Raw genomic sequence first — 13,083 nt, 5'->3', positions numbered from 1 at the left:
GGTTAGGGGGTGTAGCGCTGGTCGTGGGCTTGACGGGAGCCGCAGACGTCGGCACGGGAGCACATGGAGCGCGAGCCGTCCGCGTCCAGACGTACTGTCACCGCGTCTCTCGGGACGCTGTGGCCGACCACCCGGCCGTCACCCTCCGGCGTGGAGACCCGACTGCCGACCGCCGGGGCGGTCTCCTGGAAGCGCTGGTACAGCGGGTGCTCGTATTTGAGGCAGCACATCAGCCGGCCGCACGCGCCGGAGATGCGCAGCGGGTTGAGCGGCAGGTCCTGGTCCTTCGCCATCCGGATGGTCACCGGCTCGAAGTCGGTGAGGAAGGTGGCGCAGCACAGGTCCCGACCGCAGGAGCCGATGCCGCCCTGCACCCGCGCCGAGTCGCGGGCGGAGAGCTGACGCAGCTCCACCCGACAGTGCAGGGTCGCGCCCAGGTCGCGGACCAGGGATCGGAAGTCCACCCGGTGCGGGGCGGTGAAGTAGACGGTGCTGCGCTCGCCGCCGCTCTCGGCGGAGCCGAGCACGTGGTCGACCGCCACCACCTTCATCGGCAGGCCGTGCGAGCGGATCAGCCGTTTCGCTGCCACCTTCGCCTCAGCCTTGCGCCGACGCAACGCCTCATCCCGGCGGAGGTCGTCGTCGCCAGCGAGCCCCACCAGGCGGGGGAAGCCGTCGGTGTCCTCGGTCACCCACTGCGCGGCCCACACGCACTCCGCCACCTCGGGCCCGTCATCGGTGGGCACCAACACCCGGTCGCCCACCTGCGGACGCAGGTCACCCGGGTCGAGGTAGTAGAGCCGCCCGTACCGGTTGAAGCTGACCGCGCAGAGCATGCCCATCCCCCCACCCTACGACGGGTCGCGGCGCAGGGCGCACCGGCCGGCTACGCCCCGCTGCCATTCATCGCCGTCGACTCGACCCATTGCCGGGCGTCCCGTCGTGCCGTTGCTCCTCGCCCGGACGGTTGAATCCGGGGCCGGGCAGGAGACAAAACGTGCCGCGACGGCGTTGAGTGGAGACAGACCTGCGGGGGGTGCAGGGGGAAGACCACGGCGTCGCCGTGGGCACCGGCTCAGGTCAGGTGCCCGCGAGCGACGCCGTGGCCTGTCCGGGGCGGCGCGGGCCCGAGGTTCGGGTTACCAGCCGACCCGGGTGGGCTGGTCGTAGCGGGGTCGCCCGTCCGTCGGCGGACGCCACGCGGTCTCGGCCAGACTCGGCGCCCACTGTCGCAGCAGCGTCTCCGCACCGTCGTACGCGACGCACAGCACCGCCAGCACCCGGGCGGCGATCTCGGCCGCGTCGGCGACGCCGGGCCCGACCGGCCCGGGGCGCATTGGCGCGCGGGTGGCGGTGGCGGCGACCACGGCGACCGCCTCGGCCGAGCGGAGCACGTCGGCCAACGTGCGGGCCAGCGCGAGACGGCTGCCCTCCACCCAGTCGGCGAGGGCGTCGGCGTATCCGGCGGTGGAGTCGAGTCGCCCGACCAGGCTGTCCGGCCCCTCGTCGAGGTGACGCAGCAGCGCGGCCCGCTGCTGCCCGTACGCGGTGGCGGCCGGGCCGGACCAGAGCACCGAGTCGGTGAGCGCGGCGCAGACGTCGTCGTACCCCCGGACGAGCCGGCGCACCGCGTGCCCGGCGCTGGCGAGCGGCACCGGGTGCAGGTCGAGGAAGCTGCGGACGGCGTCGCCCGGCAGCACCTGCATGCGGCGCAGCAGCGGCCAGACCCGGTGCCCCTCGGGCACGCCGGCGGCGATCAGCGTGTCCACCCGGCGGAGCAGGTCGAGGCCGGGCTCGGCGAGCCGGTCCAGTGCGTCCATCACGGTTCCCCGGTGAGTCGGCGGCGGGCCGCCCGGTCGACCTCGGCGTAGCGGTCGGCGGCCTCCCGCACCGCCGCGGCGGCGGCGGCCAGTCGACCGGCGGCGGCGCGGGCCTCCCGGGCCCGGTCGTCGGTGGCGGTGGTCCACTGCCGGTGCAGCGCCCGACCGATCTCACCCGGTCGGCCCGGCGCGTCGGCGCCGAACGCGGCCTGGGCCGGATCGCTGGCGGTGACGGTGTGCGAGACCAGGGTGAGGGTGGCGCTCGCCTCGTCCAGTCGGGCGGAGAGCGCACGCAGTGTGTCCATCTCAGGCCCCCGCGAGCGGTCGGTAGGCGGCGAACGTCTCGTTGTGCAGCTTTTCCCGGGCCCATTCGGCGGCGTCGGCCGCCGCGGTGACCGCGGCCTGCACGGAACCGGCCACGTCGCGCGGACTACGGGTGTGCAGCGGCCCGAGGAACCGGACGTCGGTGATCCGCCCACCGGCGGTGACCACCACCTCGACCAGACCGTCCGGCGACCGGACGGTCACCTCGACGGTCGACACCGCCTGGTCGAACTCGGCCTGGAGGGACTCGATCCGGCGGTAGCGTCGCACCGCCTCCTCGATCCAGGCTTCGTCGATCTCCCCCCGCGGCATCGGCCGACTCCTCCCGGGCGATCCATCACTCAGTGTGCTGCCACCGTCACCACGGCACACGGACCGTACCGCACAGCAATCGAACCTGTCGATGCCTGTGGACAACGCCGGGACGTGCGGGTCAGCCCTTCCAGAGGGCGAGCATCATCGCCTCGACAGCGATCCGCGGCTTGACGTTCGCCTCGATCGCCGCGCGGCAGGCGAGCACTGCCTCCAGCCGGCGCAGCGCCCCCTCGGCGTCCCACTTCTGGGCGCCGGCATCGGCCAGCGCCGCCGTGTCGGTGTGCACCGGGGCGACGGGTGCGCGCAGCGCCATGGTGAGCGCGTCCCGGTAGAAGCCCGCCAGGTCGACGAGCGCCCGATCCAGGGCGTCGCGCTGGGCCCGGGTGGCCCGGGACTTCTGCCGCTTCTCCAGCTCCTTGAGTTGCCCGGCGGCGCCCCGCATCGCGCCGGCCGCGCCCCGGCCGGTACCGCCCGCGCCGAGCGCGGTCTCCAGAGCCGCCCGTTCGGCCGTGTCGGCCTCGGTGACCGACGCCGCGGCCTCCGCCTCGGCCGCCTCGATCAGCGCGGACGCCGCGTCGAACGCCGCGCCGACACCTGTCAACCGGCGGGGTACCGCGAGCACCGCCTCACGCCGTTTGCGGGCCTCCGGGTCGCGGGCCAACCGCCGGGCCCGACCCACGTGGCCCTGCGCGGCCGCCGCCGCCCACTGGGCCACGTCGGGTGCGATGCCGTCCCGACGAACCAGCACCTCGGCCACCGCGGCGGCCGGCGGCTGCCGCAGGGGTACGACCCGGCAGCGCGACCGGATGGTCACCGAGATGTCGTCCGGGTGGGTGGACGGCGCGCAGAGCAGGAAGACAGTTCGCGGTGGGGGCTCCTCGATCGCCTTGAGCAGCGCGTTGCCGGCGGCCTCGGTGAGCCGGTCGGCGTCCTCGATGATCACCACCTGCCAGCGCCCGCCGGATGGGGTACTGGCCGCGCGGAGCACCAGCGCGCGCATCTCGCCGACGCCGATGGAGAGCCCTTCCCGCACCACCATCCGCACGTCGGCGTGGGTGCCGCCCATCGTGGTGTGGCAGCCGGGGCACTCACCGCAGCCGGTGCCGTGCCGGCACTGCAGCGCGGCGGCGAACGCCCGCGCGGCAACCGAGCGACCGGAGCCGGGCGGCCCGGTGAAGATCCACGCGTGGGTCATCCCGGTCGACGGGTCCACGGCACCGGGCGCGGCGTCGCCGGCCGCGAGCGCGGACTCGTCGCCGCTGGCCGGGTCGGCGGCGACCAACGCGGGTGCCCGGTCGGCCACGCCAGCCCGCAGCACGGCCGCCGCCGCGGCGGCGGCCCGGCGCAGCTCCGCCACCGCCTCGTCCTGACCGACCAGGTCGGCGAAGACGTCCGGCATCAGGTCTTGTGCTCCATCGTCACCAGCTCCGCGTCGGAGAACGCCGGCTGCCCCGTGGTGGCCGGGCCCGGCGCCGGGCGCGGGTGCACGATGCCGCCCGGCTTACCGAGCATCTCCTCGACCCGCCGGACCACCAGCTTGCTGATCTCGTCGACCGGCCGGGACGCGTCGAGCACCAGGTAGCGCTTCGGGTCGGCGGCGGCGAGGTCGAGGAACGCGTACCTGACGCGCTCGTGGAAGGCGATCGACTCGGCCTCCAGCCGGTCGGTGCCGGTGTTGCGCGAGGCCACCCGGGACAGGCCGGTGTGCGGCTCGACGTCGAGCAGCACCACGAGGTCGGGCTTGAGCCCACCGGTGGCCCAGGAGGAGAGCCAGGAAACCTCGTCGACGGGCAGCGTACGGCCGGCACCCTGGTACGCCAGGGACGAGTCGACGTACCGGTCACTGATCACCACGCCGCCCCGGACCAGCGCGGGCCGGACGACGGTGGCCACGTGGTGCGCCCGGTCGGCGGCGTAGAGCAGCGCCTCGGCCCGGGGGGAGGGCGCGTCGTCGCCGGAGGTGTCCAGCACCAGCGACCGGATCCGCCGGCCGACGCCGGTGGCCCCCGGCTCGCGGGTGACCACGACGTCGCAGCCCTGACCGCGCAGCCGCTCGGCGAGCGCGGTGAGCTGGGTCGACTTCCCCGCGCCCTCGCCGCCCTCGAAGACCACGAAGAGCCCGGCGGAGACGAACGGCTCGGCCGGCATCAGCGGACGACCCCGGATGGAGCCCCACAGGTCGGCGAGGACGGGGACACCCTTCTTGTCGTCCATCTGGCCGAACGCGCTGATCCCGGCGAAGATGCCGGCGGCACCGGCGGCGAGCAGCAGCAGCCGAGTCGACGAGATGGACAGGCCCAGGTCAGCGATCTCCAGCTTGCGCGAGCCGCCGACGCCGACCAACACGCTGCTCAGCCCGATGGCCAGGATCAGCACCAGCCGGGTGCCGATCTGCACCACGGCGAAGACCCGGCCGCGCACCTCGTCGGCAACCTCGCCGCCGAGCAGGGTGGTGCCGGCCAGGAAGGCCATCCCGGCGCCCGCGCCGACCAGCACCGCGCCGACGATCGCCATCGACAGGTGGATGGCGAAGGCGAGGGTCATCACGGCGGCGCTGGCCAGCACGATGCTCATGCCGAACCAGCGACGCCTGGACATCTCCTTGACGACCATCGGGCCGAGCCCGATGCCGAGCGCCAGACCGACGAAGATCGCGCCGAAGAGCAGTGAGAACGCGGCGTCACCGGCGCCCAGCGAGTTGGCGAAGAACTTGGCCGTGCCGACCACGATGCCGCCGCCGGCGAACGCGCCGAAAATGCCCAGCACCAGGCCCCGGACGAGCGGGGTCTGGCCGATGTACTTCCAACCCTCGGAGAACTGCCGGAACATGCTCTGCTCGGCGCGCTCCGCCTCGCCGCGCTGCGCCTCGCTGATCTCCTTGATCCCGAACGCCACCACCAACGCGGTGGCGAGCCGGGAGAAGGAGTTGAACCAGAGGGCGAGCTGGGCCGGCTCGGCCCAGGAGGGCAGGTCGCCGCCCACGGCGCCACGGACGCCACGGTCGAGCACCGCAAGGCCGATGGCCGCGGCGACCGGGGTGAGGCCGTAGGTGGTGATCAGGGTGAGCTGGTTGGCCGCCTCCAGCCGGGCCCGGGGGATCAGGTTCGGGACCGCGGCCTCCTTGGCCGGAATCCACAGCAGGGTGAGCGACTCGATCAGGAAGGTGGCGATCAGCGCCCAGCCGACCACCAGGCCGCCGGCGGCGCCGCTGAGGGCGTAGAGCGGAATGGAGGCGAAGAGCACGAAGCGCAGCAGGTCACAGATGACCATCGTCCAGCGCCGGTCGAACCGGTCGGCAAGGACGCCGGCCACCGGGCCGAGCACCAGCGCGGGCAGCAGCCGGATCGCGGTGACCCCGCCGAACGCGGCACCCTGGGCGGTGCTGCCCTGCACCTGCGAGGCGGCGAAGAGGGCGGTGGCCAGCAGACCGAGCCAGTCGCCGAAGGAGGCCGCGCCGAGCACGATCCAGAGACGGCGGAACGGCCGGATGCGCAGCACGGACCGGATGGCGGCATAACCGGACGGATCTACCTGACCACCGCTGGACGGGTTTGCGGCGTTGCCCGACTGGTCGCTCGATCGCGACACGCCGGGCGACTCGCCGCTGTTCTGGCTTTCGATGGCCGTACCTCCACGTGCCGGCCCATCGCTGGGCACCTCCGGTGCAACACTCTAGACCCGGGTGGGGGCCACCCTCCGGGCGACATTCTCCTGCTCGCTGAGCCTAGGCCGCCGGAGGTACCGGCCGCAGCCCGGACGTACGCGAGGGTATTTCGCATTCTCCGTCAGACAGTTAGCGTGCACACGTGGCCATCGAAAGCGACAAACTTCGCGAGCGCCTGGACCGGGCGACTGCCCATCTCGACCCCCCGTACGCGGTGGTCGACCTCAGCGCCTTCGACGCCAATTCGGCCGCCCTGGCCGATCGCGCCGCCGGAAAGCCGGTCCGCCTCGCCAGCAAGTCCGTCCGCAGCCGGGAGTTGATCAGCCGAGCTCTCGGGCGGCCCGGCTGGCAGGGCATCATGGCGTTCACAGTGCCCGAGGCGATCTGGCTGGTCCGCGCCGGCGTCAGCGACGACGTGCTGGTCGCGTACCCGAGCGGGGACCGGGCCGCCCTCGCCGAGCTGGGCGCCGACCCGACGCTCGCCGCCGCGATCACCCTGATGATCGACGGCACCGGCCAACTCGACCTCATCGACGCCGTCGCGGCACCGGGGCAGCGCGCCGAGCTACGGCTGTGCCTGGATCTCGACGCCTCCTGGCGACCGCTGCGCGGCCGGGTGCACGTCGGCGTCCGCCGCTCACCGGTGCACAGCGCGCGGGCCGCCGGAGCGCTCGCCGCGGCCGTCGCCGGTCGGCCCGGCTTCCGGCTGGTCGGGCTCATGTCGTACGAGGCGCAGATCGCCGGCCTGGGCGACGCGCCGCCGGGGCAGACGCTGCTGGCCGGCGCGATCAGGCTGGCCCAGCGCGGGTCGTACCGCGAGCTGCTGGCCCGTCGTGGTGCAGCGGTCGCCGCGGTACGCGAGCACGCCGACCTGGAGTTCGTCAACGGCGGCGGCACCGGCAGCGTGGCCGCGACCAGCGCCGATCCCGCGGTCACCGAGGTCACCGCGGGATCGGGCCTGTACGGGCCGACGCTGTTCGACGCGTACCGCGCCTGGCGGCCCACCCCGGCGGCCTTCTTCGCCTGCACTGTGGTCCGCCGGCCGACGCCGGAGTTGGCCACGGTGCTCGGCGGCGGCTGGATCGCCTCCGGACCGGCCGCCGACAGCCGGCTGCCCCGGCCCTGGTTACCGGCGGGGCTGAAGCTGGTCGGCACCGAGGGTGCCGGCGAGGTGCAGACGCCGCTGTCCGGAGCGGCGGCGGCTGACCTGCGCGTCGGCGACCGGGTGTGGTTCCGCCATGCCAAGGCAGGTGAGCTGTGTGAACGGGTCAACGAGCTGCACCTGATCGAGGGGGACGCGGTGGTGGCGACGGTCCCCACCTACCGGGGTGAGGGGCGGGCCTTCCTCTGACGCCGGAGGGCCGCCCCGCCGCCGGCCGGAGGGCCGCGCCCCGCGCCGACTCAGACGGGCTGGGCCGCCTCGGCCTGTTTCCCGGCGGCGGACCGGCCATTGTCCGGGCCGTCGACCTGGCGGTGCAGGTACTCCCGGATCAGCGCCTTCGCCTCCAGCAGCACCCGCTCGTCGCCGTCGGACTTCCGGCGGAACGCGAGCTTGATCAGCGCGTCCGCCGCCTCGACCGCGATCTCCAGCACGAAGCGCAGCTGGGGCACGTCGGTGAGCCCGAAACGTTCGGTGAGCACCCGGGCCAACTGGTCGGCGATCACGCCGTTGTTGTCCCGCTGCTCGTCGAGCAGGTGCAGGTCGACCACGTCGCCGAAGTGCAGGGTACGGAAGCCCGGGACGGTGCGGTGCATCGTGATGTACTCGTCGATGCCCGCGTCGACGCCGTCCCACCAGTGGGTCATCTCGTCGGAGGCGAACCGCTCGTCGAGGCGCTGGAGGTAGGACTCCATGGTCCGCAGGGTCAACGCCTGCACGATCGCCCGCTTGTCCGGAAAGAACTGGTAGACCGACCCGATCGCCACCTCGGCCCGCTCGGCGAGCAGGGTGGTGGTCAGCCCCTCGTACCCCACCTCGTCGACGAGTTCGGCGCAGGCATCCAACATGCGCTGTACCCGCGCGACACTTCGACCTTGCACCGGTACGCGGCGCAGCGGCCCGGTCGTGGCGGCTGGTGTGGACACTCTGCGCCACCCCCCTTCGACGGATGAACATATCTCCACGTCACGAGTCCGTGACTACCGGTACAACGAGCGGATCGCAATTGCGGTATTTACCAGCTACAACGTTCCTGATATGAAGTCAGTTCATATTCATGAATGAGGAGTGCGCATGGTTCGCATCGCACCGCCCCGGGCTGGCTGGTCCAACTGGGCCGGGAACCAGCGTGGCAGCGCCAGCACGATCCTGCGCCCCGGCTCGCCGACCGACGTCGCAGAAGCCGTCCGATCCGCAGTGGCCGACGGCGCTCGAATCCGGGTGACCGGCAGCGGCCACTCGTTCACCGCCGTCGCGCTCGCCGACGACCGGCGGATGGACCTGTCCGAGCTGGACACCCTGGTCAGCGTGGACGTCGCCCACCGACTTGTCACAGTTCCGGCCGGAATGACCCTGCACGCGCTCAACGGCCTGCTCGCCCGGCACGGCCTCGCGCTGCCCAACCTCGGCGACATCGACGCGCAGACCGTCGCCGGGGCGATCTCCACCGGCACCCACGGCACCGGCGCCGGCTACGGGTGCCTCTCCACCTTCGTCGAGGCGATCACACTGGTCACCGGTGCCGGCGAGGTGCTGCGCTGCTCCGTCGACGAGAATCCCGACGTCCTCGCCGCCGCCCGGGTGTCACTCGGCGCGCTCGGTGTCCTGGTCGAGGTGACCCTGCGCTGCGTCGACGCCTTCGTCCTGCGCGCCCACGAACGCCCGGCCGAACTGGCCGACGTGCTCGGCGAACTGCCCGAGCTGATCGGCCGGCACGACCACGTCGAGTTCTACTGGTTCCCGTACACGTCCCGGGTCCAGGTCAAGGCCAACGACCGGGTACCCGCCAACGACCGGCCGCTGTCGCGCTGGCGCGGTTGGATGGACGACGACTTCCTGTCCAACCGGGTCTTCGCCGGGGCCTGCCGGCTCGGCCGGGCCGTGCCCGCGCTGGCCCCCGGGATCAGCGCGGTCTCCGCCCGCGCCCTCACCGAACGGCAGTACACCGGCCGCTCCGACCGGGTCTTCTGCACCCCGCGCCGGGTCCGCTTCGTGGAGATGGAGTACGGCCTGCCCCGCGAGGCGCTGCCGGAGGCGCTCGCCGCGCTCCAGCGCATCGTGGACGGCCTGCCGTTCAAAGTGCTCTTCCCGGTGGAGGTGCGGTTCACCGCCGCCGACGACATCTGGCTGTCGCACGGCTACGGCCGGGACAACGCCTACATCGCCGTGCACCAGTACGTCGGCATGCCGTACGAGCCGTACTTCCGGGCCTTCGAGAAGGTGGCCGCCGGGCTGGGCGGTCGCCCGCACTGGGGCAAGCTGCACTACCGCGACGCCGCCTCGCTGGCCACCGCGTACCCCCGCTTCCCGGACTTCCAGGCCGTCCGTGACCGCCTCGACCCGGACCGCGTCTTCGCCAGCCCCCACCTGAACCACGTCCTCGGCGCCTGACGGCACGCCCAGGCGGAGCCAAGTAGAACTTGGACAGTCTCCGCTCTGTCGGAACGGAAACTGTCCAAGGTCTGGGAGTCGGACCGGCGCGGGCACCGATCGGTTGGCTCGCGCCGGGGTTACTCGCTGCTGGTGGCGGCCTTGCGCGGAGCGGCCTTCTTCGCCGGGGCCTTCTTCGCCGCCGTCGTCGCCTTGGCCGTCGTCGTCTTCTTCGCAGCCGTGGACTTGCTCGCCGCGGCCGTCTTCTTGGTGGCCGTGGCCTTCTTCGCGGGCGCCTTCTTCGCCGCCGCCTTCTTCCGCGGCGCCGGACCCTTCGCCCGCTTCTCGGCGAGCATCTCGGAGGCTTCCTCCAGGGTCAGCGCCTCCGGGGTCTGCCCGCGCCGCAGCGACGCGTTGAACTCCCCGTCGGTCACGTACGGGCCGAACCGGCCGTCCTTGATCACCAGCGGCTTCTCGGTCGCCGGGTCCACGCCCATCTCCCGCAGCGGCGGTGCCGCGGCGCGCCGTCCACGGGCCTTCGGGGCGGCCAGCAGAGCCAGCGCCTCGTCCAGGCCGACAGTGAACATCTGGTCCTCGGACTCCAGCGAACGGAACTCCTCGCCCCGCTTCACGTACGGGCCGTACCGGCCGTTGTTCGCGAAGACCTCGACGCCGTCCGGCGCGACACCGATCAGCCGGGGAAGGCTGAGCAGCTTGAGCGCCTCCTCCAGGGTCAACGAGTCCGGTGTCTGCGTACGCAGCAGCGACGACTTCCGCTCACCACTGGAGACGTACGGGCCGAACCGGCCGGACTTGAGCACGATCGGCTCGCCGGTGGCGGGGTCGTCGCCGAGCTTGCGCTCGCCGCTGCCGCCGAGGAACAGCTCGTGCACCTTCTCCGGGGTCAGCTCGTCCGGGGCCAGGCCCTCAGGGATCGGCGCCCGGTCACCCTGGCTGCCGCCCTCCTCGCCCTCACCCGCTGCCGGTGCCGGCTGCTCGCCGCCGGGCAGCTCCCGTTGCAGGTACGGCCCGTAGCGGCCGACCCGCACCACCACCTCGCGACCGTCGTCGTCGGTGAAGAGCGGGATGGAGTTGACGCTGCGGGCGTCGATGTCGCTGAGGTTCTCGGTGACCAGCTTCTTGAGCCCGCCGGAACGGGCGATGTCCTGGTCGCCGGCACCGTTGGAGCTGCCGAAGTAGAACGCGGTGAGGAAGTCGACGGCGGCGTGGTCACCGCCGGCGATCTCGTCCAGCTCGTTCTCCATGGTGGCGGTGAAGTCGTAGTCGATCAGGCGGGGGTAGTGCCGCTCCATCAGCCCGATCACCGCGAAGGCCAGGAAGGTCGGGATCATCGCCTGGCCGCGCTTGGTGACGTACCCCCGGTCCTGGATCGTCTGCATGATCGACGCGTAGGTGGACGGGCGGCCGATGCCCAGCTCTTCCAGGGCCTTGACCAGCGACGCTTCGGTGTAGCGCGACGGCGGCTGGGTGTGGTGGCCCTGCGCGGCCAGCTCGTCGGCGGTCAGCGGCTGGTCCTTGGCCAGGGTGGGCAGCCGGCGCTCGGCGTCCTCGGCCTCGGCGTTCTCGTCGTCGCTGGACTCGACGTACGCACGCAGGAAGCCCGGGTCGGTGATGGTCTTGCCGGTCGCGCCGAAGTCGGCTTCCTCCTGCGCGGTGGAGACCGCCCGGATGCGCACCGACACGCTGGAGCCGACCGCGTCGGTCATCTGCGAGGCGATGGTGCGCCGCCAGATCAGCTCGTAGAGCTTGAACTCCTCAGCGGACAGCTCCTTGGCCACCTCGCCCGGGGTGCGGAAGTTGTCCCCCGCCGGACGGATCGCCTCGTGCGCCTCCTGCGCGTTCTTCACCTTGCCGGTGTAGCGGCGCGGCTCCGGCGGAACGCTGCGCTCGCCGTACAGCTCGACGATCTGTCGACGGGCCGCCGAGATGGCGGTCTCCGACAGGTTGACCGAGTCGGTACGCATATAGGTGATGTAGCCGTTCTCGTACAGGCGCTGCGCGGTGCGCATCGTCTGCTGCGAGGACAGGCGCAGCTTGCGGGCCGCCTCCTGCTGGAGGGTCGAGGTGATGAACGGCGCGTACGGGCGACGACGGTAGGGCTTCTCCTCGACCCGGGTGACGGTGAACGGCCGCCCGTCGAGGCGGGCCGCGAGACCCCGGGCACCACTCTCGTCGAGGTGCACGACCCCGGCGCCGGCCCGGACCCGACCGGGGGTCGGCTCGAAGTCCTTACCGGTGGCGATCCGGTCGCCGTTCAGGGCGATCAGGGTGGCGTTGAAGCTGCGCGGACCCTCGCCGGCGTTGGCCACCGCCAGGGTGGCCAGGATGTCCCAGTATTCGGCGGTGCGGAAGGCCATCCGCTGGCGTTCCCGCTCGACCACGATGCGGGTCGCCACCGACTGCACCCGGCCCGCCGAGAGCCGCGGCATGACCTTCTTCCACAGCACCGGGGAGACCTCGTAGCCGTACAGGCGGTCGAGGATCCGGCGCGCCTCCTGGGCGTCCACCAGATCGCGGTCGATCTCCCGGGGGTTGGCCACCGCCGCCTGGATCGCCGGCTTGGTGATCTCGTGGAAGACCATCCGCTTGACCGGCACCTTGGGCTTGAGCGTCTCCACCAGGTGCCAGGCGATCGCCTCGCCCTCGCGGTCCTCATCCGTGGCCAGGAGGATCTCGTCGACCTCCTTGGCCAGCTTCACCAGCTTGCTGATCTGCTGCTTGCGGTCGGCGGAGACGACGTAGAGCGCGTGGAAGCCGTTGTCGACGTCCACCCCGAGCCGTGCCCAGGGCTCCTTCTTGTATTTGGCCGGCACGTCGGCGGCGTTGCGCGGCAGGTCGCGGACGTGACCGAAGCTGGCCTCCACGACGTACCCCGGGCCGAGGTAGCCCGAGATCGTCTTGGCCTTCGCCGGTGACTCGACGATGACCAGACGGGTGGTTCCAGCGTTGCTCGGCACGTCTCTCCCCGACCTCACTCCTGCTCGTGGCCTGCCGGCGCCCGGACAGCGACCGCTTTCGACCCCGCCGTAGCACCGGCGGTCCGGATGTCCAACGTAACGCGTTGCCCGCGATTCGGGTTTCGCGGGCCGCAAACCGCTTCGACGCGGCGGTCGACACCGCCCCGCCGCGCTCGGCACTGCCGGACGGCGCCACCGTACACCGTGAGTAGGGCTCGAAGCGGGTCACTGTGACGATGGCGGACTCACGACCGAGGTCCGACCCGCCCGTTTTCCGCCTGGATCGACCCGCCGGCTGTCCGGCACCGGACACCCGGACGCCGCCGCCGACCTGGGCGAAATGACCGGTTCACTGCCGAGCGGGCCAGGCGTCGACCGGTGCCGCGGGCGGCGGTCCGCCGACCAGCTCGGCGAGTCGGGCCAACCGGCGGCGTCCGGCGATCCGGTACGCCG

General features: G+C 72.6%; 10 protein-coding genes. 2 read left to right on the top strand and 8 right to left on the bottom strand.

The features are described from left to right. Positions 1–2: 2 nt before the first annotated feature. From KBX53_RS07235 to tmk, 6 genes are all read right to left on the bottom strand, one after another. A complete protein-coding gene (locus KBX53_RS07235) occupies positions 3–842 on the bottom strand; it encodes a regulatory iron-sulfur-containing complex subunit RicT (RefSeq protein ID WP_210858211.1) in 840 nt (279 codons plus the stop codon). A 297-nt stretch (positions 843–1,139) separates the two neighbouring features. Beyond that, positions 1,140–1,820, bottom strand: coding sequence for a hypothetical protein (locus KBX53_RS07230; protein ID WP_030334251.1), 681 nt, complete (start codon positions 1,818–1,820; stop codon positions 1,140–1,142). Further along, positions 1,820–2,125, bottom strand: a complete 306-nt coding sequence (locus KBX53_RS07225) for a hypothetical protein (RefSeq protein WP_030334249.1) — start codon at positions 2,123–2,125, stop codon at positions 1,820–1,822. The genes KBX53_RS07230 and KBX53_RS07225 overlap by 1 nt, the downstream gene beginning before the upstream one ends. 1 nt (position 2,126) lies before the next feature. After that, the gene (locus KBX53_RS07220; RefSeq protein WP_007454690.1) at positions 2,127–2,456 is read right to left on the bottom strand and encodes a YbaB/EbfC family nucleoid-associated protein; all 330 of its coding nucleotides are present in this window, start codon (positions 2,454–2,456) and stop codon (positions 2,127–2,129) included. Between the two features lie 121 nt (positions 2,457–2,577). Further along, positions 2,578–3,858, bottom strand: coding sequence for a DNA polymerase III subunit delta' (locus KBX53_RS07215; RefSeq protein WP_210858210.1), 1,281 nt, complete (start codon positions 3,856–3,858; stop codon positions 2,578–2,580). Continuing rightward, on the bottom strand, positions 3,858–5,957 hold the full coding sequence (gene tmk, locus KBX53_RS07210; protein ID WP_210858209.1) for a dTMP kinase: 2,100 nt from the start codon (positions 5,955–5,957) through the stop codon (positions 3,858–3,860). The genes KBX53_RS07215 and tmk overlap by 1 nt, the downstream gene beginning before the upstream one ends. Positions 5,958–6,265: 308 nt before the next feature. Between tmk and KBX53_RS07205 the strand changes: the two genes are divergently transcribed. Beyond that, positions 6,266–7,474 carry an amino acid deaminase/aldolase gene (locus tag KBX53_RS07205; protein WP_030334243.1) on the top strand — a complete coding sequence of 403 codons (1,209 nt, stop codon included), beginning with the start codon at positions 6,266–6,268 and terminating at the stop codon, positions 7,472–7,474. Positions 7,475–7,524: 50 nt separating this feature from the next. Here the strand turns inward: KBX53_RS07205 and KBX53_RS07200 are convergent, their stop codons facing one another. Beyond that, on the bottom strand, positions 7,525–8,130 hold the full coding sequence (locus tag KBX53_RS07200; RefSeq protein WP_051708646.1) for a TetR family transcriptional regulator: 606 nt from the start codon (positions 8,128–8,130) through the stop codon (positions 7,525–7,527). A gap of 226 nt (positions 8,131–8,356) precedes the next feature. On the opposite strand from KBX53_RS07200, the gene KBX53_RS07195 reads away from it, so the two are divergent. Next, complete coding sequence (locus tag KBX53_RS07195) at positions 8,357–9,673, top strand: D-arabinono-1,4-lactone oxidase (protein ID WP_030334238.1); 1,317 nt, start codon at positions 8,357–8,359, stop codon at positions 9,671–9,673. A 119-nt stretch (positions 9,674–9,792) separates the two neighbouring features. Here KBX53_RS07195 and topA read toward each other — a convergent pair whose 3' ends face one another. Next, positions 9,793–12,630 (bottom strand): type I DNA topoisomerase, encoded by a 2,838-nt coding sequence (gene topA, locus KBX53_RS07190; RefSeq protein ID WP_210858208.1) that lies wholly within the window; start codon positions 12,628–12,630, stop codon positions 9,793–9,795. Positions 12,631–13,083: the final 453 nt, after the last annotated feature.

The organism is Micromonospora sp. M51, from assembly GCF_018070305.1.
Lineage (GTDB): Bacteria > Actinomycetota > Actinomycetes > Mycobacteriales > Micromonosporaceae > Micromonospora > Micromonospora parva.
The sequence above is the reverse complement of the archived record's forward strand: the minus strand, read 5'-3'. Positions and strand labels throughout refer to the sequence as shown.